Genomic DNA, 23,323 nt, shown 5'->3' with positions numbered 1-23,323 from the left:
CCTGTGTTTGTTGCCCTCGGTATCGCCCTTTTGGTGCAGGTGCTGGTGGCGGTTGCGCTGACCCGAAGCACGGTCACTGCCCTTGAGTCCGACCTTGGCGAGCGCTTGGGCACTGACAGCCGCAAGCTCGCCAGCGAGCTGGAGCAGGCCGGGCAGGATGTCCGTGCCGGGCTCGACAGTCTTTCCAGCAGCACTCGCCAGCGGCTCAGCGCGGGACTTTCCGATCGTCTGCAAAGCGAGCAGCAACAACTGCGCACGACGCTCGAAAAGAACCTCAAGGACTCAGCCAACGACATGGCCGAACTGTTGGCGTCGGTTGCACCACGGGCGATCTGGGACAACGACGTGCCGACGCTGTCCGACTTCGCCCGCCGCGCCCAGCGCAATCCCAATGTGCTGTTCGTAATTTATGACGACGCCCAGGGCCAGCACCTGACCCGCTACCTGAACCGACAGAACCCGATCAACCAGGCCTTGATGGAAAAAGGCCAAGGTGAGCGTGCTCTGGACAAGGTGCTCGAAGCTGCCCGCCGCGATCCGTCGGTGTATTTCGTCGAGGCCTCGATCAACCCCAATGGCGCGGAAATCGGCAAGGTCTTGATGGGCGTCTCCACTACCGGTGTCGATCAGGAGCTCAAGGCGCTGGATCAGCGCTTCAACGCCTTGATCGCCAGCGGCGAGCAACTGGTGGGCGATAGCCTTGGCGCAGCGGCGGCGGACAGTGGCAAGGCCCTCCGGGAACGTTTGGAAACTGCGCAGGGTAGCGCCACCGCGATGCAAGCCAATACCGCGCAAACCGTGCGCGATGCAGCTGCAGAGCTGCGTTGGCGGATTGGCCTGGGCCTGGTGCTGGTTGGCCTGGGCGTGCTGGTGCTCGTGGCTGTGGTGCTGGGCCGGCGGGTGCTCAGCAAGTTGCGCCTGCTGATTGCCGCCCTCAACGACCTGGCGGCCGGTGAGGGCGACCTGACCAAGCGCGTCAACCTCGACAGCCGCGACGAGATTGGCGACATGGCCTCGGCAGTCAACCGCTTCGTCGACAAGCTCCAGCCAATCGTCCGTGAGGCGGGCGAAGTGGCGCAGCGTACCGGCGTTGAAATCGGCGCCATGGCCCAACGTAATGCTGGTGCCGATGCCGCCGCTGCGCTGCAGCGTGACGAAGTGGCCGCCAGTCTGCGCGACCTGTCGAGCATGGCGGACGAAGCCCAGGCCGAGAGCCACGCCATGCAGGCAGCGTTGCAACAGGTGGTCGACATTCGCCAGGCCACCGATGAAAACAGCCGTGCTTCGACGCAACTGGCCGGCATGATCGAGAACCTCGCCGGCCAGGTCGAAACCGGTGCCCAGGTGATCGAGCGGCTGGCCAGGCAGAGCGAACAGATCGAGGTGGTGCTGACCGTGATCCACGGCATCGCCGAGCAGACCAACCTGCTGGCCCTCAACGCGGCCATTGAGGCGGCGCGTGCCGGCGAAACCGGACGCGGCTTTGCTGTAGTGGCGGATGAAGTGCGGGCACTGGCGAGCAAGACGCAAAGCTCTACCGGAGACATTCAGGCGCATATCGCAGCGCTGCAGAAGGGCGCCAAAGAAGCGGTGGCGACCATCGTCCAGGCCGGCCTCAAGGCCAGTGAAGGCCTTTCGGTGCTGCGCGACAACGAGCGCCGTCAGCAATCCGTACAGGCGGCGGTGGAGCAGGTGCATGCCGCCATTGGTCTGGCGACCCGCGCCGCTGAGCAGCAAGCCCACGGCGCCCAGGCGGTTCGTGGCCGAGTAGAAACGATCCATGCCCAGGCCGAGCGCTCGGCGGAAGTGGTGATGCAGACCACCGCCAGCAGCAAGGTACTGGACGACTTGGCAACGCAACTACGCGCCAGCCTGGGCCAGTTCCGGGCTTGATCCTCGCGCGCTCCCACACCTGAGCGGTGCTGCTATGCTGTCGGCGACACATGACAAAGGGAGTTGCTCATGTCCGCCCAGCTGGTCGCCGCCCAGGCCGACCTGAATTTTCTCCACAGTGACAGCGTACAGCTCATTTTCCCGATGACTGCCCTGCAAGCCTACTGCGCCATGACCTCGGATGTCCCAGGCTGGCTGGCCAGGGCCTTCCGCATTCGCGACTTCATCTCGCGTCGATTCAATGTCGCCGATATCCATGGCCTCTACCCCCGCGATCCAGGGCATGTGCCGGCTGTAGGTGAGCGCCTGAACTTCTTCACCGTCGAGGCCATCAGCGACCAGCAACTGGTGCTGACTTAGCGTGATACGCACCTGGCGGTGATGGTCTGCATGGAGGTGGATGGGCTGCGCTTGAAAGTGACCACGTCGGTGCAGGGTTTTAATGCCTTTGGCCGGCTATACATGCTGCCGGTTGGCCAGGTACATGGCCTGATCTTGCGTCGGATGTTGGCGAATATGTAGACAGCGCTGAATGTGAGTGTGAAACATTCATTTACGTGAACAAGCAAGCATCTTCGACAAAAAATTGTAAGAAATTTCCCAAATAGGGCCCGCTAGTATGTTTGCTGTTGCAGCGCTATACACAGGGGGCTAGTGTCGATCGGGCCTGAAGGCACTCGGTAAACTTCGCCGCTTTCTTCAGGAACAACCTCAGGACGGCGATGTCGGAACATCGTCGTTATCAGCCCAATCTTTACCAAGGAGAGGTAAGCATGGCTTTCGATGCTTATATTCAAATCGCGGAAATCACTGGCGAAGCGCTGGACGACCAGTACGCCAACTGGATCGAAATCATCGGCTACAAGTTCGGTGCAAACCAGAGTACCTCTGCCACCGCAAGCTCAGCGGGCGGCGCATCATCAGGCCGCACCACGCTCACCAACTTTACCTTCACCAAATACCTGGACAGTGCTAGCTGCAAGCTGCTGGAGGCTAGCTGCGCCGGGCAGCACCTCAAGGAGGTGAAGCTCGTACTCTGTCGTGCTGGTGGCGATAAGCTCAAGTACTACGAAGTCGTCCTCGAGGAAGTGATCATCGCCGACTATGCCCAGAGCGCCAGCGCTGGGGTGCCAGTGGAAGTAGTGCAATTGAACTACGGGCGCATCAAGACGACCTACACGCGGCAGAAGCGCCTCGACGGCAGCGCCGGCGGCAACGTTACGGGCGGTTGGGACCGCATCAACAACAAGAAGTATGCGTGAGGTGCGACCATGTCCGAGGCACGCAGCTTTATTAATCCGCAAGCGCAGTCGTATGAGTCCCTGAAGGCCGACACCCCGATGTCGGCCAACCAGCGGGCCAAGTTTGATGTATTGAATGCGCATATCGCCAATGGCGTAGTTGTTGGTGGGGAGCTGGTCATTGTGGGTGATCCTAGTACACCTTCATGTACGAGCCATGAAGCATATTTAATGGCGAAGGCGGTGGAGATACATCACCAGCTTGAAATCAACGGCGCAGGGGTAGATGACTTCTTCCTTGATAATTTTGAAATGCTGCAGACATTGATTGGGCATGTTTCTACTGGGGTGGGAGTTGCTACTGATGGGTGGAGCAAACATCTGGAGTCCATCAAGAGCACGCTAGTGCAAATTGACGAGTTGCATAGAGCATACTTGGGTGAAGGCTCGCTAAGGTCGCGTGATGAGTTTTACGCGAAGCGGGCGAGCTTGTTCCTGGCGCTGGAGGGAAAACTCGACAAAATGGCCGCGTTCGGATCAGGTTTGCGTAACAGGGGGTCGATTAAGAGAATGTTGGAAATCTCCACCAAAAGCTATTTGCACACAGGGGAGATTGCCAAGTATGCAGATAAAGTGACCGGTGTTTCGAGTGCGGCGAACTTGATAAAAAAGGGGACTTACCTAGGTACGGCATTGGAGGTAGCTTCTACAGGTCTCGCCATCCACATGGCTTGCACTTTGGGTCGAGAGGAAGATTGCAGAAAAGCTAGATACGTTGAGACCAGCGCCTTGGTCGGTAGGGTTTCTGGTAGCGCCGGTGGTGGGGTCGTGGGAGGTGCGTTGCTAAGCTCTCTGTGTGTGGCGGTTGGAATCCCCTCGGCAGGTTTTGGAGGGGTCACATGCGTCGTAATTGGTGCGGCGGTGGGGGGGAAGTATGGAGGGGACTACGGTGGGGAGTGGATGGGCAGTCTGGGGGAGTTGATTTATGAGGGAGTGCGAAAATGAGTGCCGAAGCATTGACATTAGTCGCATCTATTCTGCTCGCCTGTATGGCAATCAGCGTGTGTGTGATGATTTATTTGGCCTGTCGATACACGGACGACATTGAAACGGCCTTGATGAAATGTAGTTACATTCAGAGTAATAAGGATAACTTTTCAGCGGCCGGTTTTGTTGGGAAATTAATGCGTACTTGCCTGGCTGCAAATATGCTCATGATTCCGGGGCTATTTGTGCGAAAAGGTGTGGCAGATGCTTCGGATATCGAGAACTTTCCAAGGCCTATGAAAAGGGTTCTGCTACCGTCGTGGGTAGGGCTTGTGTTATCGACGATCTTATTTTTTGCTTTCAACTGGCTAATAGGGATTTTAAAGTGAGTCGATGATGTAGTCTCAAAAATTCAGGCGTGTGCCCAAGCCCTATGGCAGCCTGGGCAAGCTTTCAAGCCTTGTTCAAATACATCCGCGTAGTCAGCAAATACACCGGCAACCCCGACACCACGATCAATAGCGCCGCATAAGGCGCCGCCGCCGCGAACTCGACGTTGGCGGTATGCGCCCAGACCTCGGTGGCCAGGGTGGTCATGCCTGTCGGGCTGAGCAGCAGGGTAGCGGTGAGTTCCTTCATGGCATCAAGGAACACCAGCGCAAACGCCGCCGCCAGTGCCGGGAAGATGATCGGCAGAGTCACCCGGCAGAACGCTGCAAAGCTGCTGGCGCCTAAAGTGCGGGCTGCTTCTTCGAGTGTTGGCGAGGCCTTGTTCAACGCGGTGCGCACCGGCGCCTGGGCCAGCGGCAGGAACAGCAGCGCATAGGCCAGCAGCAACAGTGCGGTGGTCTGGTACAGCGCCGGCACGTAGTGCAGCGAGAACACCACCAGGGTCAGTGCGATCACCAGGCCGGGCAGGGCGTGCAGCAGGTACGGCAAGCGCTCAGCCCAGCCCGCCAGGCGGCCTTCATAGCGCACCACCAGGAAGCTAACCGGCAGCGCCAGTAGCACACAGAAACCTGCGCCACCCAGCGACACCGACAGTGAGGTCAACAGAGCCTTGCTTATCGCCGCGACCGGGAACGCCGCCGACGAACCCACGCTCAGCCAGTAGCCGAGCATGGCCAGCGGAATCCCGCTACCGAGTATCGCCAGCCCCACACAGAACAGCTGCGCCAGCGGCGTCCAGCCACCCAGGCGTACAGGCTTGGCACGGCGTGCCACGCCCTGGCCGATGCGCACGTGGCGCGCCTTGCCGCGAACTTTCAGTTCCAGCCAGAGCATCGCCAGGCACAGCGCCAGCAGCACCGCCGACAGCATCGCGGCGTTGGCGTTGCTGAACTCCAGCTCGAACTGCTGATAGATCGCCGTAGTAAACGTCTGCAGGCCGAGGATCGACAGGGCGCCGAACTCCACCAGCATGTGCAGGGCGATCAGCAGTGCACCGCCGAGCATCGACGGCCACAGCAGCGGCAGAGTGACCTTGCTGAACACGCCCCAGCGGGTGCAGCCCAGTGTTCGCGCCGACTCTTCCAGCGATGTGTCGAGGTTGCGCAGGGTCGCGGCCACTGGCAGGAACACCAGTGGGTACTTGGACAAAGCCATGACCAGGATCGCCCCGCCCAGGCCTTCGAAGTCCGAGCTTAACGACACCCAGGTAAAGCTGCTGACGAACGACGGCACGGCGAACGGCAGACACAGCACCACGCCCCACAACCTGCGCCCGGGCAGGTTACTGCGTTCGAGCAGCCAGGCCAGGGCCAGGCCGACCACCATGCACGCCAGCGTCACCCCGACCATCAGCATCAGGGTGTTGCGCATCAGGCCCCAGACGAACGGGCGCCACAGCAGGTGCAGGGCTTCGCGCCAGCCGGCTTCCCAGGCTTTCATGGCAACGTACAGCAACGGCAGCAAGCTCATCGCCACCAGGAACAGCACAGGCAGCACCACCCAGATCGAGGGGCGCTTGCGGCGCGGTACGAAGCGTACCGGCACCGGCTCGGACAGGGCGGCAGTCATCAGAGCAGGCCGACCTCACGTTCAAGCTCCAGCGCTTCCTCGGCATTGCCCAGGTCGGCCGGCGAGATCTTCGGTGGGCGCAGGTCTTCGAACGGTTTCAGGCCACGGTCGGAAACCATGCCTTTATGCAGCGGATATTCGGCGGTGGTCTGGGTGATCACGCGCTGGCCTTCTTCGCTGGCCATCCAGTTGAGCAGGGCCTGGGCTTCTTTCGGATGCTTGCTGGCCTTGACCGCAGCGGCCCCGGAGATGGTCACCAGGTTGCCGGCGTCGCCGTCGGCCAGGTAGTACAGCTTGGAGTCCAGCTTGCCGCGCTCGCGCTCCAGGGCGTACCAGTAGTAGTTGTTCACCAGTACGGCGGCGACTTCGCCTTTTTCCACGGCTTTGAGGGCGACCATGTTGTTGGTGTAGGTCTTGCCGAAGGCTTTCAGGCCGGTCAGCCATTCTTCGGTGGCTTCACGCCCGTGCATCTTGAGAATGGCTACAGCCTGTTCCTGGAAGGCACCGCTGGTCGGCACGAAGCCGACGCGGCCGTCCCATTCAGGGTCGGCGAAATCCATCACCGTGGTCGGCAGGTCTTTCTCGTCGATCTTCTTGGGGTTGAACACCACCACGCGGGTACGTGCGGTGACGCCCATCCAGGTGCCGTTGGCGCCTACGTATTCCTTGGGCAGCATGTTCAGCGTGGCAGCGTCGATTTTCGCCAGCAGGCCCAATTCGCCCAGGTTGTTCAGCGGCGGCGATTCTTCGGTGTAGATGATGTCGGCCGGCGAACGGTCGCCTTCCTCGATGATCTGGCTGGCCAGCTGGTTGCTGCTGCCCTTGCGGATATTGATGTGGATACCGGTCTTGGCCTCGTAGGCCTTGGCGATGGCTTCGCCGATTTCCTTGTGCTGACCGTTGTACATGGTCAGGCTGACCGGGTCGTCTGCCATGGCGGCCGGAGCGCCGATCACCAGGCTCAGAACAGCGGCGGCCAGGGTGCGCATCAGCGGTTGCGGACGGATCGTCATGCGGGTACTTCCTCGCTTACGGCTACATATTTGGAAACAATGGTAAACGAAATCGTTTCTCAAGTGGCCGGGTGACGAGAAATTCATGGTCAGACCTTGGGTGGGTTGCGGCCATGAAGGGGAGGGCGATGCAAAAATCGCAGGCAAGAAAAAACCCACTAGCAAGCTAGTGGGTTTTTGTATGGTGCCCAGGAGAAGACTCGAACTTCCACGACCTTGCGGTCACTGATACCTGAAACCAGCGCGTCTACCAATTCCGCCACCTGGGCAAAGCTTTACATCATCTGATGAAGGCGACTATCGTTCGCTTCACACAGTAGTAACAGATCCTTGGTCATCTGTTACTTGAAAATACTTGGTGCCCAGGAGAAGACTCGAACTTCCACGACCTTGCGGTCACTGATACCTGAAACCAGCGCGTCTACCAATTCCGCCACCTGGGCACACATTCGAGATTACAAGATGCTTTACAGCGCCGTTGATCTCTACTACAACTCCGGGGTTGCCCGTCGTTGTGGTGCGCACTATACGGGCGGTCCTGAGGACTGTAAAGCCCCCAATCGAAAAAAATTTCAAAAATTTCAACTTGTTGATTCCACACGCCTATTGCCGCACGCCGGACATGCTGCTGGGGCTGTCCAAGCCCGACATTTCCGGTTTCAATAGGCCTATGCCAGAATTCATATCTATATACCCCAAGGTGAACCCCTTCTGATGGCCGATTGGCAATCCCTCGATCCCGAGGCCGCTCGCGAAGCGGAAAAATACGACAACCCTATCCCCAGCCGTGAGCTGATCCTGCAGCGCCTCGCCGACCGTGGCGAACCGGCCGCGCGCGAGGAGCTGGCGGCCGAGTTCGGTCTTTATGAAGAAGACCAGATCGAAGCCCTGCGCCGCCGCCTGCGTGCCATGGAGCGTGACGGCCAGCTTATCTATACCCGGCGTGGCACTTATGCCCCGGTAGATAAACTGGACCTGATCTGCGGCCGTGTCTCCGGCCACCGCGACGGTTTCGGCTTCCTTATCCCTGACGATGGCAGCGAAGACCTGTTCCTCAGCCCGTCGCAAATGCGCCTGGCGTTCGATGGCGACCGCGGCCTGGCCCGGGTCTCGGGTGTCGACCGCCGTGGCCGCCGTGAAGGCGTGCTGGTCGAGATCATCTCGCGTGCCCACGAAAGCATCGTCGGCCGCTACTTCGAAGAAGGTGGCATCGGCTACGTGACGCCGGACAACCCGAAGATCCAGCAGGAAGTGCTGGTGACCGCGGGCCGCAACGGCGGCGCCAAGATCGGCCAGTTCGTCGAGATCAAGATCACCCACTGGCCAACCCCGCGTTTCCAGCCGCAGGGTGATGTGGTCGAAGTGATCGGCAACTACATGGCGCCGGGCATGGAAATCGACGTTGCCCTGCGCAGCTACGATATTCCGCACGTCTGGCCTCAGGACGTGATCAAGGAAGCGCGCAAGTTCCGCTCCGAAGTCGAAGAGAAGGACAAGGAAAAGCGCATCGACCTGCGCCATCTGCCGTTCGTCACCATCGACGGCGAAGATGCCCGCGACTTCGACGATGCTGTCTATTGCGAGCCACTGGGCAAGCTGCGCATGTTTTCCGGCGGCTGGCGTCTTTATGTGGCCATCGCCGACGTGTCCAGCTACGTACGCCTGGGTTCGGCCCTGGATGTGGAGGCCCAGCAGCGCGGCAACTCGGTGTATTTCCCCGAGCGTGTGGTGCCGATGCTGCCCGAAGAGCTCTCCAACGGCCTGTGCTCGCTGAACCCGCACGTCGATCGCCTGGCCATGGTCTGCGAAATGACCATGAACAAAGCCGGCCAGATGGTCGACTACCAGTTCTACGAAGGGGTGATCCACTCCCATGCCCGCCTGACCTACAACAAGGTCAGCAGCATGCTCGAACACGCCCGCACCCGTGAGGGCAAGGCGCTGCGCGAGGAGTACAAGGAAGTCCTGCCGGACCTGAAGAACCTGTACAACCTGTACAAGGTGCTGGTTGAAGCGCGTCACGCCCGTGGCGCGATCGACTTCGAAACCCAAGAAACCCGCATCATCTTCGGTGAAGAGCGCAAGATCGCGGAAATCCGCCCGACCGTGCGCAATGATGCCCACAAGCTGATCGAGGAATGCATGCTGGCGGCCAACGTCGCCACCGCCGAATTCCTCAACAAGCACGGCGTGCCGGCCCTGTACCGCGTGCACGACGGCCCGCCACCAGAGCGTCTGGAAAAACTGCGCGCCTTCCTTGGCGAGCTGGGCCTGAGCCTGCACAAGGGCAAGGACCCTTCGCCGAAGGACTACCAGGCGCTGCTGGCAAGCATCGCCGGGCGCCCGGACTTCCACCTGATCCAGACCGTGATGCTGCGTTCGCTGAGCCAGGCGGTGTACAGCACCGACAATAACGGCCACTTCGGGTTGAACTACGAGGCGTACACCCACTTCACCTCGCCGATCCGTCGTTACCCGGACCTGCTGGTGCACCGCGCCATTCGCAGCGTCATCCGCTCCAAGGTCGATACCCCGCACGTCAAGCGTGCCGGTGCCATGAGCATTCCCAAGGCGCGTATCTACCCGTACGACGTCAACACCCTCGACCAGCTCGGCGAGCAGTGCTCGATGACCGAGCGCCGTGCCGATGAAGCCACCCGTGACGTGGTCAATTGGCTCAAGTGCGAGTTCATGAAGGACCGTGTCGGCGAGACCTTCCCGGGTGTGATCACCGCCGTGACCGGTTTCGGCCTGTTCGTCGAGCTGACCGATATCTATGTAGAAGGCCTGGTGCACGTGAGTGCGCTGCCGGGTGACTACTACCACTTCGACCCGGTGCATCACCGTCTCTCGGGTGAGCGTACCGGGCGCAGCTTCCGCCTGGGCGACACCATTGAAGTCAAGGTCATGCGCGTCGACCTCGACGAGCGCAAGATCGACTTCGAGGTGTCCCAGCAGCAGCTCGCCGCCCCGATTGGTCGTAAAAATCGCGGTGCCGCACCGGCCGCCGAGCAAGCCGAGCAGCAGCCGGTGGAGGTGGCCAAGGCCACGCCGAAGCCGCGCAGTCGCAAGAGCGAGGCCTCCGAGGCGTACTTCCCGAAAGACGCCGTGCAGCGTAACGCCGATGTGCGCAAGAGCCGCGAAATGAAAAAGGCGCTGATGACCGATGCCCGCAGTGGCGGGCATGCCAGCAGCAAGTCGGACAAAGGTGCCAAACCGTCCGGCAAGCCGACCAAGCACCGTAAAGGCCCGCCGAAATCCGGCGGCGCGCCACGCAAGAGCAAGAACAAGTCATGAGTCAGCTGGAAAAGATCTACGGCGTGCATGCCGTGCAGGCACTGCTGCAGCACCATCCGAAGCGGGTCAAGCAGATCTGGTTGTCGGAAGGGCGCAGCGAGCCGCGCATCCAGGCGTTGCTGGCCCTGGCCGCAGAAAACCGCGTGCAGGTCGGTCAGGCCGAGCGCCGTGAGCTGGATGCCTGGGTCGAGGGCGTGCACCAGGGTGTGGTCGCCGAAGTCAGCCCGAGCCAGGTGTGGGGCGAACTGATGCTCGAAGAGTTGCTCGAGCGCACCGAGACGCCGCCGCTGATCCTGGTGCTGGACGGCGTCACCGACCCGCACAACCTCGGCGCCTGCCTGCGCACCGCCGATGCAGCCGGTGCCACGGCGGTAGTGGTGCCCAAGGATAAATCGGCGACCCTGACGCCGGTGGTGCGCAAGGTGGCTTGCGGTGCCGCGGAAACAATTCCGCTGGTGGCCGTGACCAACCTCGCGCGCACCCTGGAAAAGCTCCAGCAGCGTGGCCTGTGGGTGGTCGGTACGGCCGGCGAGGCCGAACAGGAGATTTACCAGCAGGACCTGACCGGGCCGCTGGTGATGATCATGGGCGCGGAAGGCAAAGGGATGCGCCGGCTGACCCGTGAGCACTGCGATTTCCTGGTCAAGTTGCCGATGTCGGGGAGCGTGAGCAGCCTGAACGTGTCGGTGGCGACCGGGGTTTGCCTGTTCGAGGCCGTGCGTCAGCGTCAGGCCAAGCGCTGATCGTCCGCCTGTTCCGGCCTCTTCGCGGGCAAGCCCGCTCCCACAGATACACAGCAGCCTTAGGAGCTTGTGCTTATCCTGTGGGAGCGGGCTTGCCCGCGAATGAGGCTTGATACTTTTAAAGTGTTTCCGGCTGTTCAAATAATCGCCAATCACCTTGCTTGTCCGTCCCGCCTTCTCTACAATTGCGCCCCTTGCCGAGCTGGCAGGCGCTCATGTGCCTCCCCTCCATGGCAAGACATACAGTGTCATTCACTCCTTGTCTGACCAGCATCCTGGCAGACTACTAACCCGTAAGGAGCATTCATGCGTCATTACGAAATCATCTTTCTGGTTCACCCGGACCAGAGCGAGCAAGTCGGCGGCATGGTTGAGCGTTACACCAAGCTGATCGAAGAAGATGGTGGCAAAATCCACCGCCTGGAAGACTGGGGCCGTCGTCAACTGGCCTACGCAATCAACAATGTTCACAAGGCTCACTACGTGATGCTGAACGTTGAGTGCACCGGCAAGGCCCTGGCCGAGCTGGAAGACAACTTCCGCTACAACGATGCCGTGATCCGTAACCTGGTCATCCGTCGCGACGAAGCCGTAACCGGTCAGTCCGAGATGCTCAAGGCAGAAGAGAACCGCAGCGAGCGCCGTGAGCGTCGTGAGCGTCCTGAGCATTCTGACTCCGCCGAAGGCGATGACAGCAATGACAGCGACTCCAGCGATAACGCTGACGAGTAATCCACGGACCTTTTGAGGAGCCTATTACATGGCACGTTTCTTCCGTCGTCGTAAATTCTGCCGCTTCACTGCTGAAGACGTGAAAGAGATCGACTTCAAAGATCTCAACACCCTGAAAGCTTACGTATCCGAAACCGGCAAAATCGTTCCAAGCCGTATCACCGGTACCAAAGCTCGTTATCAGCGTCAGCTGGCTACCGCTATCAAGCGCGCCCGCTTCCTGGCCCTGCTGCCCTACACCGACAGCCACGGCCGCTGAGACCGGGTTGTCGACAAGTAGTAAGGGATAAGCATGCGAGCGTTGGCTGATTTCATCATGCGCGGTCGTGTGCAGGCCACCCTGGTGGTGGTCGTGAGTGCGGTATTACCGCTGCTGTTCTGGTTGAGTGCCGCTGCCGGCAGCCTTGTGCTGCTGCGGCGCGGGTTCAAGGACGCTTCAATGGTCATCGCCTTCGGCCTTTTGCCGGCGATGGCCATCTGGGCCTTTGGTGATCCAAGCACCTTGCTGGTGCTGTTGGGAACATTGGGGCTGGCCGCCTTGTTGCGTGCCGGGCATTCCTGGAGCCGGGTGTTGTTGTTCAGTGTTGTGCTGGGGCTGGTCTACAGCCTCATCCTGGACTCGGTACTGCGTGAAACCTTCGAGGTGTTGGCCAAGGCGCTTTCCGAAGCGCTGCCGCAGGTCGAAGGCAAGCCAGTCATTCCCGGTGAGCTGATCGGCCCTGTGCTGGTCGCTTCCACAGCGGTGATGCTGCAGTTGTTCAGCGTGCTGGCATTGATGCTGGCGCGTTATTGGCAAGCAGCGTTGTACAACCCTGGAGGCTTCGGTCGCGAATTCCGCGCGCTGAAGTTGCCGCGGGCGGTCATGCTGGCTCTGGTTGCCGCGATGGTGTTGGGCCCGTTCATCGGCCCGCAGTTCATCGTCCTGGCTTCCGCGTCCAGCCTGGTGCTCGTCCTGGCCGGCATCGCCTTGATGCATGGGCTGGTGGCACAGGGGCGACTGGCCGGTTTCTGGCTGGTCGGTATGTACGTAACGTTGCCGCTCATAATGCAGCTGATTTATCCGTTGCTCGTGGTTCTGGCCATTGTCGACAGCCTGATTGATTTTCGCGGTCGCAAGTCCCCTGAGGGGAATGACTCCGCGAACGGTGAAGGTTAAAAGTTAAGAGGTTTTACCAAATGGAACTGATCCTGCTGGAAAAAGTCGCTAACCTGGGCAACCTGGGCGACAAAGTTAAGGTTAAGGCTGGTTACGGCCGTAACTTCCTGCTGCCATTCGGCAAGGCCACCGTTGCCAACGCCGCCAACCTGGCTGCGTTCGAAGAACGTCGCGCCGAGCTGGAAAAAGCTGCAGCAGACCGTAAATCGTCGGCTGAAAGCCGCGCTGCCCAACTGGCCGAGCTGGAAGTGACCATCACTGCCACCGCTGGCGACGAAGGCAAGCTGTTCGGTTCGATCGGCACCCACGACATCGCTGACGCCCTGACCGCCTCCGGCGTTGAAGTGGCCAAAGCTGAAGTGCGTCTGCCGAACGGCACCATCCGTCAGGTTGGCGAATACGACGTAGCCGTGCACCTGCACAGCGACGTTGAAGCCACCGTACGTGTGGTCGTCGTAGCTGCCTAAGCTGCGCTGACTGGCTAGCCCCTGGTGGGCAAGCCAGTTAACATCGGGCACGGTCCTGTTCTAAACAGGCCGTGCCCTTTGTCTTTTTCATCCTCCAGAATTCTTTCGTGGCCATGAACGAGATCACCAACCCCGAGCAACTCGACCTGCAAACCGCTGCCCTGAAGGTGCCGCCGCATTCCATCGAGGCCGAACAGGCCGTGCTCGGTGGCCTGATGCTGGACAACAACGCCTGGGAGCGGGTGCTGGACCAGGTGTCGGATGGCGATTTTTATCGGCATGACCACCGCCTGATCTTCCGTGCCGTGCACAAGCTGGCCGACGCCAACCAGCCGTTCGACGTCGTTACCCTGCACGAGCAATTGGACAAGGAAGGCCTGTCGACCCAGGTCGGCGGCCTGGCGTACCTGGCCGAGCTGGCCAAGAACACACCGTCGGTGGCCAACATCAAGGCCTACGCCGCGATCATTCGCGAGCGCGCCACGTTGCGCCAGCTGATCAGCATCAGCACCGACATCGCCGACAACGCCTTCAATCCGCAGGGGCGCAACGCCGAAGAGATCCTCGACGACGCCGAACGGCAGATCTTCCAGATCGCCGAGGCGCGGCCGAAGACCGGCGGCCCGGTGGGCGTCAACGAGCTGTTGACCAAGGCCATCGACCGCATCGACACGCTGTTCAACTCCGACAGCGACATCACCGGTGTGTCCACCGGTTACACCGACCTGGACGAGAAAACCAGCGGCCTGCAGGCGGCTGACCTGATCATCGTCGCCGGCCGTCCGTCGATGGGTAAAACCACCTTCGCCATGAACCTCGTCGAAAACGCCGTATTGCGCACCGACAAGGCGGTGCTGGTGTTCTCCCTCGAGATGCCAGGCGAATCGCTGATCATGCGTATGCTCTCGTCGCTGGGCCGTATCGACCAGACCAAGGTGCGTTCCGGTCAGTTGGATGACGACGACTGGCCGCGCTTGACCTCGGCGGTCAACCTGCTCAACGACCGCAAGCTGTTCATCGACGATACCGCTGGCATCAGCCCTTCGGAGATGCGCGCAAGAACCCGCCGCCTGGCGCGTGAGCATGGCGAGATCGGCATGATCATGGTCGACTACCTGCAGCTGATGCAGATCCCGGGTTCGGCCGGTGATAACCGTACCAACGAGATTTCCGAAATCTCCCGCTCGCTCAAGGCCCTGGCCAAGGAATTCAACTGCCCGGTCATCGCCCTGTCGCAGCTCAACCGCTCCCTCGAACAGCGGCCGAACAAGCGCCCGGTGAACTCCGACTTGCGTGAATCCGGTGCAATCGAGCAGGACGCCGACGTGATCATGTTCGTTTACCGGGACGAGGTGTACCACCCGGAGACCGAGCACAAGGGCGTGGCCGAAATCATCATCGGCAAGCAGCGTAACGGCCCCATCGGCTTCATCCGCCTGGCGTTCATCGGCAAGTACACCCGCTTCGAGAACCTCGCGCCGGGTATGTACAACTTCGACGACGACGAATAAAAGCTGACGTAAACCCTGTGGGAGCGGGCTTGCCCGCGAAGAGAGCACCGCGCAGGATGGCACGGGCTTCGCCCGTGTTCGCGGGCAAGCCCGCTCCCACAAAGTTTGCCAGCCGCCTGATGAATCCGACAACCACCGTCGGATTTGGTCAAAATTTGTGCTATATTCCGCGCCCGCGATTTCCCTGAACACCAAAACCGGTCACTGACATGCAAGCAGCCAAACCACTCTACGACTATCCCAAGTACTGGGCCGAATGCTTCGGGCCAGCACCTTTCCTGCCCATGAGCAGGGAGGAGATGGATCTGCTCGGCTGGGATTCCTGCGACATCATCATCGTGACCGGTGACGCCTACGTCGACCACGCGTCGTTCGGCATGGCCATCATCGGCCGACTGCTGGAGGCCCAAGGCTTCCGCGTGGGCATCATTGCCCAGCCGAACTGGCAGTCGAAAGACGACTTCATGAAGCTGGGCGAGCCGAACCTGTTCTTCGGCGTCGCGGCGGGCAACATGGACTCGATGATCAACCGCTACACCGCGGACAAGAAAATCCGTTCCGACGATGCCTACACCCCAGGCGGCATGGCCGGCAAGCGCCCGGACCGCGCCAGCCTGGTGTACAGCCAGCGCTGCAAGGAAGCCTACAAGCATGTGCCGATCGTGCTCGGCGGCATCGAGGCTTCGCTGCGCCGCATCGCCCACTACGACTACTGGCAGGACAAGGTCCGTCATTCGATCCTGGTCGACGCCAGCGCCGACATCCTGCTGTACGGCAACGCCGAGCGGGCCATTGTCGAAGTCGCCCAGCGTATGTCTCAGGGCGAGCGTATCGAGCAGATCACCGACGTGCGCGGCACGGCGTTCATCCGCCGTGACACGCCTGCGGGCTGGTACGAAATCGACTCCACCCGCATCGACCGCCCAGGCCGGGTCGACAAGATCATCAACCCCTACGTCAACACCCAGGACACCCAGGCCTGCGCCATCGAGCAGGCCAAAGGCGACCAGGAAGACCCGAACGAAGCGAAGGTCGTGCAGATTCTCGACAGCCCGAGCGTGACCCGGGAAAAGTCGGTGATCCGCCTGCCATCGTTCGAAAAGGTGCGTAACGACCCGGTGCTCTATGCCCACGCCAACCGCGTGCTGCACCTGGAGACCAACCCAGGTAACGCCCGTGCGCTGGTGCAGAAGCACGGCGAAGTGGATGTGTGGTTCAACCCGCCACCCATTCCCATGACCACCGAAGAAATGGACTACGTGTTCGGCATGCCGTACGCCCGTATCCCGCACCCGGCCTACGGCAAGGAGCGCATCCCGGCTTACGAAATGATCCGCTTCTCGGTGAACATCATGCGTGGCTGCTTCGGTGGCTGCACCTTCTGCTCGATCACCGAGCACGAAGGCCGGATCATCCAGAACCGTTCGCACGAGTCGATCCTGCACGAAATCGAAGAGATGCGTGACAAGGTGCCGGGCTTCACCGGTGTGGTCTCCGACCTGGGTGGCCCGACCGCCAACATGTACCGCATCGCTTGCAAGAGCCACGATATCGAGAAGCACTGCCGCAAGCCGTCGTGCGTGTTCCCGGGCATCTGCGAAAACCTCAACACCGACCACAGCTCGCTGATCGAGCTGTACCGCAAGGCCCGAGCCCTGCCGGGTGTGAAGAAGATTTTGATCGCCTCGGGCCTGCGTTACGACCTGGCGGTGGAATCGCCAGAGTACGTCAAGGAGCTGGTCACCCATCACGTGGGCGGCTACCTGAAGATTGCCCCGGAGCACACCGAGCGTGGCCCGCTGGACAAGATGATGAAGCCGGGCATCGGCACCTACGACCGCTTCAAGCGCATGTTCGAGAAGTTCTCGAAAGAAGCGGGCAAAGAGCAGTACCTGATCCCGTACTTCATCGCCGCGCACCCAGGCACCACCGACGAAGACATGATGAACCTGGCCCTGTGGCTCAAGGGCAACGGCTTCCGCGCCGACCAGGTGCAGGCGTTCTACCCGTCGCCGATGGCTTCGGCCACGGCCATGTACCACTCGGGCAAGAACCCGTTGCGTAAGGTTACCTACAAGAGCGAAGGGGTGGAGATCGTCAAGAGCGACGAGCAGCGTCGCCTGCACAAGGCCTTCCTGCGCTACCACGACCCGAAGGGCTGGCCGATGCTGCGTGAGGCGCTGGAGCGCATGGGCCGTGCCGACCTGATCGGCCCGGGCAAGCACCAGCTGATCCCGCTGCATCAGCCGCAGACCGACAGCTACCAGAGTGCCCGGCGCAAGAACTCGACCCCGGCGGGCAGCCATAAGGTGGCCAAGGAACAGAAAATCCTCACCCAGCACACCGGACTGCCTCCGCGTGCCAGCGACGGCAGCCAGCCGTGGGACAAGCGCGAGAAGGCCAAGGCCGAAGCGTTCGCCCGCAATCAGCAGGCGGCCAAGGAGCGCAAGGAAGCCGCGAAGGGCGGCAAGGGCGGCAACAAGAAGCCGCGACAGCCCGTTATTCCTCGCTGACCTCTGAGCTGTAAACCAAACCTGTGGGGGCGGGCTTGCCCGCGAATGCGATAGTGGATTCACTGACGTATTCGCGGGACAAGCCCGCTCCCACAGGTTTTTTTGGGCTCTTGATAATGGCTTATGTCACTCCGGGCGGGAGAATTCGCAGATGGCGCCGCTGGCACCGTGGGCATAGGCGGCAAGCAGGCTGTTCATGAAACTTGAGAGGGACATTGCGATTGCTCCTAAATGAGAGGTTGTCCCATCGTCTATTAAAAGGGCATGATGTGCCCTTAGATTGGTTGTATACAATCCATTGAACAATTCTACTGGCTGGCCACTTGACGCCCCCTTGATGCACGTCAGCAGGGGGCTTGACGGGTTCAGGCAGTCTCGCAATTGATAAAACCCTGCCAAGGAGATTCATGATGTTTGCGAAAGCTGTAGCGGTATCCCTGCTGACCCTCGCCAGCGCCTCCGTCTTCGCCGCCGAGTGCTCGGTGACTGTCGAATCGACGGACCAGATGTCCTATACCACCAAGGAAATCACCGTTGACAAGAGCTGCAAGGAGTTCACCGTCAAATTGACCCACTCCGGCAGCCTGCCGAAGAACGTGATGGGCCATAACCTGGTGATCAGCAAGACTGCCGATATGCAGGGCATTGCCACCGAGGGCATGACCCAGGGCATCGACAAGGGTTACCTGAAGGAAGACAACGCCAATATCATCGCCCACACCGCGATGATTGGTGCGCCAGAGAAGGAAACCGAGGTGAAGTTCGACACTTCCAAGCTGGAAGCCGGTGGTGATTACAGCTTCTTCTGCACCTTCCCGGGCCACATTTCGATGATGAAGGGCAAGGTCGTCGTCAAGTAATGACAGTTGTGTAGGCCTTGCGGGCCTATTCGCGGGCAAGCCGGATCGCCGGACCGCCGCTCCCACAGGTTATCTACTGATCTCAAGTGCAGTGGTGAACCTTGTGGGAGCGGGCTTGCCCCGCGAAGCTTTTCAGGGGGCGAACGGCAGTTCGCGCTTGTGCTGGGTCTTGCGGTAAGTGGCGACGATGATATCGAACGCCGCCTGATCCACCGGCTGCCCCTGCAGGAACGCATCGATCTGCTGGTAGGTCACGCCATGTGACGCCTCGTCCGGCTTGCCAGGCTCCAGGTCTTCCAGGTCCGCCGTCGGCACCTTCTCCACCAGCGACTCAGGCGCACCAAAGCTGCGCGCAATTTCCCGCACCTGGCTCTTCACCAGGCCGCTCAGCGGGGCCAGGTCACAAGCACCGTCACCAAACTTGGTAAAGAAGCCCATCACCGCCTCGGCGGCGTGGTCGGTGCCGATCACCAGGCCTGCGCGTGCACCCGCGATGGTGTATTGCGCGACCATGCGCGTACGCGCCTTGACGTTGCCGACGACGAAATCCACCAGGGTCGGCGAGGCGTTCTTCAAGTCCTGCACTTCCAACGCCAGCGCACGCACTGCGGGGGCGATATCGACCGTGTGCACTTCGTCGGCCTTGATCACTTCCAGGCAAGCCTGGGCGTCATGTTCGTCGTGCTGCACCTGATACGGCAGACGCACGGCGATGAAGCGGTAATCAGGGTCGGCTTTTTCCGCACGCAGCTCATTGATGGCGCGCTGGGCGAGCAGGGCGGCGGTCAGCGAGTCGACGCCACCGCTGATGCCCAGCACCAGCGTCTTGAGCCGGGCATTGGCCAGGCAGGCCTTGATGAACGCCACGCGCCGGGCGACTTCGGCCTCCAGCGCAGCGGCGTCGGCGAACGGCGGCTGGACCTTGAGCGCCTGGGCAATCTCTTGCTGAACGGCTTGCATGGGTTACTCCTTGCTGGGGATTTTGAATACATGACGCAGGTAGGCGACGAAATTTTCGTCGCGGCACTGGGTCTTGGCGGCTTCGTCGGAGATTTTCGCCACCGGTGAGCCGTTGCAGTCGGTCATTTTTAGCACGATGTTCATCGGTGCCACGCCGGGGATATCGCAGGTCAGGTTGGTACCGATGCCGAAGCTGACATTGATGCGCCCGCGCAGGGCACGGAAGATTTCCAGCGAGCGCGTCAGGTTGAGTCCATCGGAGAACACCAGGGTCTTGGTCATCGGGTCGATACCCAGCTTTTGGTAATGGGCGATGGCCTTTTCCGCCCAGGCCACCGGCTCGCCCGAGTCATGGCGCAGGCCGTCGAACAGCTTGGCGAAGTACAAATCGAAATCGCCGAGGAAGGCGTCCATGGTGATGCAGTCGGTCAGGGCGATGCCAAGCAAGCCGCGGTACTCGCGGACCCAGCAGTCGAGCGCGGCGATCTGGCTGTCGATCAGGCGCGGACCGAGCTGCTGGTGGGCCATGATCCATTCGTGGGCCATGGTGCCCAGTGGCTTGATATCCAGTTTCCATGCCAGGTCGACGTTGCTGGTGCCGACGAAGCGGGCCGGGAAATCGTCGCGCAGCACCCGCACCACCTCTTCCTGCACGCGGCTGGAAAAACGTCGGCGGGTGCCGAAGTCGGCCACTTGCAGTTCGACCAATTCGTCGGCGCTGGCATGCGCCTGCAGCCAGTCGAACTTGCGGTACAGCTGGTCACGCGCTTCGGCCAGGCGCATGCGCGGGTGCAGGTGGCGGTTGCGCACCTCGCTGATGATCGCCAGCAGCGGCACTTCGAAGAGGATCACATGCAGCCACGGGCCTTTCAGGCGCAGGCACAGCTGGTCGTTCTCGATGCCGAGGCGCACGTAACGCAGGTTGAAGCGGAACAGGCGCAAAAAGCGCAGGAAGTCGGGCTTGAGGAAACTGATGCGTTCGAGGAAGGCCAGGTGGCCATCATCCAGGGTGAGTTCGCTGAGCAGTTCGAGCTGGTGGTGGATTTCGCCGAGGTAGGGGCGCAGGTCCTCGCCGTTGCGGCAGCGGAATTCCCACTCGACGTCAGCGTCGGGGTAGTTGTGCAGTACGGCCTGCATCATGGTGAGCTTGTAGAAGTCGGTGTCGAGCAGGTTGTGCACGATGCGCTCGGCGAATGCGCTCTCGCTCATCAGGGGGGCTCCAGAAGCGGCGAATGGCGGCCATTGTGCCAGTCTTTTGCGGTTTGTTGTGCCTAAGCCGGCCTCTTCGCGGGCAAGCCCGCTCCCACACGTACTCCGCCAGCCTCGTGAGCAGCGCTGTACCTGTGGGAGCGGGCTTGCCCGAGAAAGGGCTAAAACAGGTGTTTTTCCGTGCAACAGCTAGCCTTCAAACGGTGCTGCCTGTAGCAGTCGCGCACCAGCGGTGTGCAGTTCGGTGACGTCCGCTGTTACAGGGCGGTTGCACGTAAACACTTGCCAGGGTTGCAATGATGGCACAAGGCGGTTGCTCCTTGTCTGTACGTGTGGTGGCGCCTGCCGCGTGGCAGACGGTTGCACGCTCAATAAAGAAAAGGCCGCCGGTCGCCTCCATGCCGCCTGCACAGTGTGTTTTCCCGGAAGACAAATCCAATGGCACGGCCCTTGCTCGGAGCACAGGGCTGAGAAGTTGTAGTGCCAACCAAAAAAAACTCTAGGAGCACCACCTCATGTCGCAGACGTTTTACAAGAAAGGTTTCCTGGCACTGGCCGTGGCTACGGCACTGGGTGTTTCTTCGTATGTTCAGGCCGACGTCAAGATCGGTGTCGCGGGCCCCATGACCGGGGCAAACGCAGCGTTTGGCGAGCAATACATGAAAGGTGCGCAGGCAGCGGCCGACAAGATCAACGCCGCCGGTGGCGTGAATGGCGAGAAGATCGTCCTGGTCAAAGGCGATGACGCCTGCGAGCCGAAGCAGGCCGTGGCCGTGGCCAACCGCCTGGCCGATCAGGACAAGGTGATCGGTGTGGTCGGCCACTTCTGTTCCTCCAATACCATCCCGGCGTCCGAGGTGTATGACGAAGCCGGCATCATCGCCATTACCCCCGGCTCCACCAACCCACAAGTCACCGAGCGCGGGCTCAGCGCCATGTTCCGCATGTGCGGTCGTGACGACCAGCAGGGCATCGTCGCCGGTGATTACATCGTCGACGTGCTCAAGGGCAAGAAAGTCGCTGTGTTGCACGACAAGGACACCTATGGCCAGGGCCTCGCCGATGCGACCAAGGCGCAGCTCGAGAAGCGCGGCGTCAAGCCTGTACTGTACGAAGGCCTGACCCGAGGCGAGAAAGACTTCAGCGCCGTGGTCACCAAGATCCGTTCCACCGGCGCCGACGTGGTCTACTTCGGTGGCCTGCACCCTGAAGCCGGCCCACTGGTACGTCAGCTGCGCGAACAAGGCCTGAAAGACGTCAAGTTCATGTCCGATGACGGCATTGTCACCGACGAATTGGTGTCCACCGCTGGCGGCGCTCAATACGTCGACGGCGTGTACATGACCTTTGGTGCCGACCCTCGCCTGCTGCCCGACAGCAAGGCCGTGGTGGAAGCGTTCCGCAAAGCCGGTACCGAGCCCGAAGGCTACACCCTGTACGCCTACGCCTCGCTGGAAGCGCTGGCCGCTGCGTTCAACGGTGCCAAGTCGAACAAAGGCGAAGATGCCGCCAAATGGTTGAAGGCGAACCCTGTCAAGACCGTCATGGGCGAGAAGAAGTGGGACAGCAAAGGCGACCTGACCGTCTCCGACTATGTGGTCTACCAGTGGGACAAGGACGGCAAGTACCACCAGCTGGAAAAACAAAAATAACAACGGCAGCCAGCCCGGGCACGTGCCCGGGCCAATGCCCCTGCGGTACCTGTCCTTCTTCGGAGATCTGCACGGTTCTGCGCTGCTGGGGTCGCTTCATCCGTGGCTCGTGGTGGTCGGCGCGCGTGCAGTCTCGCTCAGGTGAGATTGCGTTATGGATGGTATTTTCCTGCAGCAACTGGTCAACGGCCTGACCCTCGGGTCGGTCTATGGCCTGATCGCCATCGGCTACACAATGGTCTATGGCATCATCGGCATGATCAACTTCGCGCACGGCGAGGTGTATATGATTTCCGCGTACCTCGCGGCGATCAGCCTGGCATTGCTGGCCTACTTCGGTGTTGAGTCGTTCCCGCTGCTGATGTTGGGTACGCTGTTGTTCACCGTCGTCGTCACGGGCGTCTATGGCTTCACCATCGAACGCATCGCCTACAAACCCCTGCGCAACTCCACCCGCCTGGCACCGCTGATCAGTGCCATCGGCATCTCGCTGATCCTGCAGAACTACGCGCAGATCAGCCAGGGCGCCCGCCAGCAAGGCGTGCCAACCCTGCTCGAAGGCGCCTTGCGCGTCGAAGTGGGCACCGGCTTCGTGCAGCTGACCTACACCAAGATCTTCATCCTGATCGCCGCCTTCGTCGGCATGGGCCTGCTGACCTACGTGATCAAGTACACCAAGCTCGGCCGCATGTGCCGCGCCACTCAGCAAGACCGCAAGATGGCCTCGATCCTCGGTATCAACACCGACCGGGTGATTTCCTACGTCTTCGTCATCGGTGCGGTGATGGCGGCGCTGGCCGGCGTGCTGATCACCATGAACTACGGCACCTTCGATTTCTATGCAGGCTTCATCATCGGCATCAAGGCATTCACCGCCGCCGTGCTTGGTGGCATCGGCTCGCTGCCTGGCGCCATGCTGGGCGGGATCATCCTGGGGATCTCCGAGTCGCTGTTCTCCGGCCTGATCAACTCCGACTACAAGGACGTGTTCAGCTTCTCGCTGCTGGTGATGATCCTTATCTTCCGCCCACAAGGCCTGCTGGGTCGCCCGCTCGTGGCTAAGGTGTGAA

General features: G+C 60.9%; 19 protein-coding genes, 2 tRNA genes and 2 pseudogenes. 17 read left to right on the top strand and 6 right to left on the bottom strand.

The features are described from left to right. Window positions 1-294: 294 nt before the first annotated feature. The 6 genes and pseudogenes from ACZ6YA_RS09295 to ACZ6YA_RS09270 all read left to right on the top strand — a co-directional run. Window positions 295-987, top strand: a pseudogene (locus ACZ6YA_RS09295) (methyl-accepting chemotaxis protein); the annotation flags it as partial. 21 nt (window positions 988-1,008) lie between these two features. Beyond that, the gene (locus tag ACZ6YA_RS09290; protein WP_465896935.1) at window positions 1,009-1,893 is read left to right on the top strand and encodes a methyl-accepting chemotaxis protein; all 885 of its coding nucleotides are present in this window, start codon (window positions 1,009-1,011) and stop codon (window positions 1,891-1,893) included. 69 nt (window positions 1,894-1,962) lie between these two features. Beyond that, a pseudogene (locus ACZ6YA_RS09285) lies at window positions 1,963-2,415 on the top strand (DUF2867 domain-containing protein). A 251-nt stretch (window positions 2,416-2,666) separates the two neighbouring features. Next, a complete protein-coding gene (locus tag ACZ6YA_RS09280; protein ID WP_465896801.1) occupies window positions 2,667-3,155 on the top strand; it encodes an Hcp family type VI secretion system effector in 489 nt (162 codons plus the stop codon). 9 nt (window positions 3,156-3,164) lie between these two features. Next, window positions 3,165-4,139: a hypothetical protein gene (locus ACZ6YA_RS09275; RefSeq protein WP_465896800.1), complete on the top strand. Its 975-nt coding sequence runs from the start codon at window positions 3,165-3,167 to the stop codon at window positions 4,137-4,139. Continuing rightward, entirely contained in the window at window positions 4,136-4,510 is a 375-nt protein-coding gene (locus ACZ6YA_RS09270; protein WP_465896799.1) for a hypothetical protein, read from the top strand. Before ACZ6YA_RS09275 ends, ACZ6YA_RS09270 begins: the two co-directional genes overlap by 4 nt. A gap of 64 nt (window positions 4,511-4,574) precedes the next feature. On the opposite strand, the gene ACZ6YA_RS09265 is transcribed toward ACZ6YA_RS09270, so the two are convergent. The 4 genes from ACZ6YA_RS09265 to ACZ6YA_RS09250 form a co-directional block, all read right to left on the bottom strand. Continuing rightward, complete coding sequence (locus ACZ6YA_RS09265; RefSeq protein ID WP_465896798.1) at window positions 4,575-6,140, bottom strand: ABC transporter permease; 1,566 nt, start codon at window positions 6,138-6,140, stop codon at window positions 4,575-4,577. Continuing rightward, window positions 6,140-7,153 carry an extracellular solute-binding protein gene (locus ACZ6YA_RS09260; RefSeq protein ID WP_465896797.1) on the bottom strand — a complete coding sequence of 338 codons (1,014 nt, stop codon included), beginning with the start codon at window positions 7,151-7,153 and terminating at the stop codon, window positions 6,140-6,142. The genes ACZ6YA_RS09265 and ACZ6YA_RS09260 overlap by 1 nt, the downstream gene beginning before the upstream one ends. A gap of 182 nt (window positions 7,154-7,335) precedes the next feature. Then, a tRNA-Leu gene (locus ACZ6YA_RS09255) sits at window positions 7,336-7,422 on the bottom strand. 87 nt (window positions 7,423-7,509) lie between these two features. Beyond that, a tRNA-Leu gene (locus tag ACZ6YA_RS09250) sits at window positions 7,510-7,596 on the bottom strand. A 271-nt stretch (window positions 7,597-7,867) separates the two neighbouring features. On the opposite strand from ACZ6YA_RS09250, the gene rnr reads away from it, so the two are divergent. The 9 genes from rnr (at window position 7,868) to azu (ending at window position 18,432) form a co-directional block, all read left to right on the top strand. Continuing rightward, the gene (rnr, locus tag ACZ6YA_RS09245) at window positions 7,868-10,450 is read left to right on the top strand and encodes a ribonuclease R (protein ID WP_465896796.1); all 2,583 of its coding nucleotides are present in this window, start codon (window positions 7,868-7,870) and stop codon (window positions 10,448-10,450) included. Further along, window positions 10,447-11,193, top strand: a complete 747-nt coding sequence (gene rlmB / locus ACZ6YA_RS09240; RefSeq protein ID WP_465896795.1) for a 23S rRNA (guanosine(2251)-2'-O)-methyltransferase RlmB — start codon at window positions 10,447-10,449, stop codon at window positions 11,191-11,193. The genes rnr and rlmB overlap by 4 nt, the downstream gene beginning before the upstream one ends. Before the next feature lie 306 nt (window positions 11,194-11,499). Further along, window positions 11,500-11,925, top strand: coding sequence for a 30S ribosomal protein S6 (gene rpsF, locus ACZ6YA_RS09235; RefSeq protein ID WP_033701800.1), 426 nt, complete (start codon window positions 11,500-11,502; stop codon window positions 11,923-11,925). A gap of 28 nt (window positions 11,926-11,953) precedes the next feature. After that, window positions 11,954-12,184, top strand: coding sequence for a 30S ribosomal protein S18 (gene rpsR / locus ACZ6YA_RS09230; RefSeq protein ID WP_003249563.1), 231 nt, complete (start codon window positions 11,954-11,956; stop codon window positions 12,182-12,184). Window positions 12,185-12,217: 33 nt separating this feature from the next. Then, window positions 12,218-13,081, top strand: a complete 864-nt coding sequence (locus ACZ6YA_RS09225; protein WP_465896794.1) for a hypothetical protein — start codon at window positions 12,218-12,220, stop codon at window positions 13,079-13,081. Window positions 13,082-13,101: 20 nt separating this feature from the next. Continuing rightward, window positions 13,102-13,548 (top strand): 50S ribosomal protein L9, encoded by a 447-nt coding sequence (gene rplI, locus ACZ6YA_RS09220; RefSeq protein WP_012316464.1) that lies wholly within the window; start codon window positions 13,102-13,104, stop codon window positions 13,546-13,548. Between the two features lie 113 nt (window positions 13,549-13,661). Beyond that, complete coding sequence (gene dnaB / locus ACZ6YA_RS09215; RefSeq protein ID WP_401079678.1) at window positions 13,662-15,059, top strand: replicative DNA helicase; 1,398 nt, start codon at window positions 13,662-13,664, stop codon at window positions 15,057-15,059. A gap of 209 nt (window positions 15,060-15,268) precedes the next feature. Then, the gene (locus tag ACZ6YA_RS09210; protein WP_465896793.1) at window positions 15,269-17,572 is read left to right on the top strand and encodes a YgiQ family radical SAM protein; all 2,304 of its coding nucleotides are present in this window, start codon (window positions 15,269-15,271) and stop codon (window positions 17,570-17,572) included. Window positions 17,573-17,982: 410 nt separating this feature from the next. Continuing rightward, window positions 17,983-18,432, top strand: coding sequence for an azurin (gene azu, locus ACZ6YA_RS09205; protein ID WP_465896792.1), 450 nt, complete (start codon window positions 17,983-17,985; stop codon window positions 18,430-18,432). 132 nt (window positions 18,433-18,564) lie between these two features. Here the strand turns inward: azu and nadE are convergent, their stop codons facing one another. Then, window positions 18,565-19,392 (bottom strand): ammonia-dependent NAD(+) synthetase, encoded by an 828-nt coding sequence (gene nadE, locus ACZ6YA_RS09200; RefSeq protein ID WP_465896791.1) that lies wholly within the window; start codon window positions 19,390-19,392, stop codon window positions 18,565-18,567. 3 nt (window positions 19,393-19,395) lie between these two features. After that, a complete protein-coding gene (pncB, locus tag ACZ6YA_RS09195; RefSeq protein WP_465896790.1) occupies window positions 19,396-20,601 on the bottom strand; it encodes a nicotinate phosphoribosyltransferase in 1,206 nt (401 codons plus the stop codon). A gap of 515 nt (window positions 20,602-21,116) precedes the next feature. Here pncB and ACZ6YA_RS09190 point away from each other — a divergent pair. Together ACZ6YA_RS09190 and ACZ6YA_RS09185 are read left to right on the top strand one after the other, a co-directional pair. Continuing rightward, complete coding sequence (locus ACZ6YA_RS09190; protein ID WP_182362148.1) at window positions 21,117-22,253, top strand: branched-chain amino acid ABC transporter substrate-binding protein; 1,137 nt, start codon at window positions 21,117-21,119, stop codon at window positions 22,251-22,253. Window positions 22,254-22,407: 154 nt separating this feature from the next. Then, on the top strand, window positions 22,408-23,322 hold the full coding sequence (locus tag ACZ6YA_RS09185) for an ABC transporter permease subunit (RefSeq protein WP_016489422.1): 915 nt from the start codon (window positions 22,408-22,410) through the stop codon (window positions 23,320-23,322). Window position 23,323: the final 1 nt, after the last annotated feature.

The sequence above is a fragment of the Pseudomonas sp. NPDC090752 genome (genome assembly GCF_055584805.1).
The sequence above is the reverse complement of the archived record's forward strand: the minus strand, read 5'-3'. Positions and strand labels throughout refer to the sequence as shown.

What these genes read in the sequence shown, in the direction of transcription:
- ACZ6YA_RS09270 (WP_465896799.1), top strand. Translation starts at nt 4,136, where the DNA reads ATGAGTGCCGAAGCATTGACATTAGTCGCATCTATTCTGCTCGCCTGT.
- ACZ6YA_RS09275 (WP_465896800.1), top strand. Translation starts at nt 3,165, where the DNA reads ATGTCCGAGGCACGCAGCTTTATTAATCCGCAAGCGCAGTCGTATGAG.
- dnaB (WP_401079678.1), top strand. Translation starts at nt 13,662, where the DNA reads ATGAACGAGATCACCAACCCCGAGCAACTCGACCTGCAAACCGCTGCC.
- nadE (WP_465896791.1), bottom strand. Translation starts at nt 19,392, where the DNA reads ATGCAAGCCGTTCAGCAAGAGATTGCCCAGGCGCTCAAGGTCCAGCCG.
- azu (WP_465896792.1), top strand. Translation starts at nt 17,983, where the DNA reads ATGTTTGCGAAAGCTGTAGCGGTATCCCTGCTGACCCTCGCCAGCGCC.
- ACZ6YA_RS09190 (WP_182362148.1), top strand. Translation starts at nt 21,117, where the DNA reads ATGTCGCAGACGTTTTACAAGAAAGGTTTCCTGGCACTGGCCGTGGCT.
- rnr (WP_465896796.1), top strand. Translation starts at nt 7,868, where the DNA reads ATGGCCGATTGGCAATCCCTCGATCCCGAGGCCGCTCGCGAAGCGGAA.
- rpsR (WP_003249563.1), top strand. Translation starts at nt 11,954, where the DNA reads ATGGCACGTTTCTTCCGTCGTCGTAAATTCTGCCGCTTCACTGCTGAA.
- rlmB (WP_465896795.1), top strand. Translation starts at nt 10,447, where the DNA reads ATGAGTCAGCTGGAAAAGATCTACGGCGTGCATGCCGTGCAGGCACTG.
- rplI (WP_012316464.1), top strand. Translation starts at nt 13,102, where the DNA reads ATGGAACTGATCCTGCTGGAAAAAGTCGCTAACCTGGGCAACCTGGGC.
- ACZ6YA_RS09265 (WP_465896798.1), bottom strand. Translation starts at nt 6,140, where the DNA reads ATGACTGCCGCCCTGTCCGAGCCGGTGCCGGTACGCTTCGTACCGCGC.
- ACZ6YA_RS09260 (WP_465896797.1), bottom strand. Translation starts at nt 7,153, where the DNA reads ATGACGATCCGTCCGCAACCGCTGATGCGCACCCTGGCCGCCGCTGTT.
- ACZ6YA_RS09210 (WP_465896793.1), top strand. Translation starts at nt 15,269, where the DNA reads ATGCAAGCAGCCAAACCACTCTACGACTATCCCAAGTACTGGGCCGAA.
- ACZ6YA_RS09185 (WP_016489422.1), top strand. Translation starts at nt 22,408, where the DNA reads ATGGATGGTATTTTCCTGCAGCAACTGGTCAACGGCCTGACCCTCGGG.
- ACZ6YA_RS09225 (WP_465896794.1), top strand. Translation starts at nt 12,218, where the DNA reads ATGCGAGCGTTGGCTGATTTCATCATGCGCGGTCGTGTGCAGGCCACC.
- ACZ6YA_RS09280 (WP_465896801.1), top strand. Translation starts at nt 2,667, where the DNA reads ATGGCTTTCGATGCTTATATTCAAATCGCGGAAATCACTGGCGAAGCG.
- pncB (WP_465896790.1), bottom strand. Translation starts at nt 20,601, where the DNA reads ATGAGCGAGAGCGCATTCGCCGAGCGCATCGTGCACAACCTGCTCGAC.
- rpsF (WP_033701800.1), top strand. Translation starts at nt 11,500, where the DNA reads ATGCGTCATTACGAAATCATCTTTCTGGTTCACCCGGACCAGAGCGAG.
- ACZ6YA_RS09290 (WP_465896935.1), top strand. Translation starts at nt 1,009, where the DNA reads ATGGCCTCGGCAGTCAACCGCTTCGTCGACAAGCTCCAGCCAATCGTC.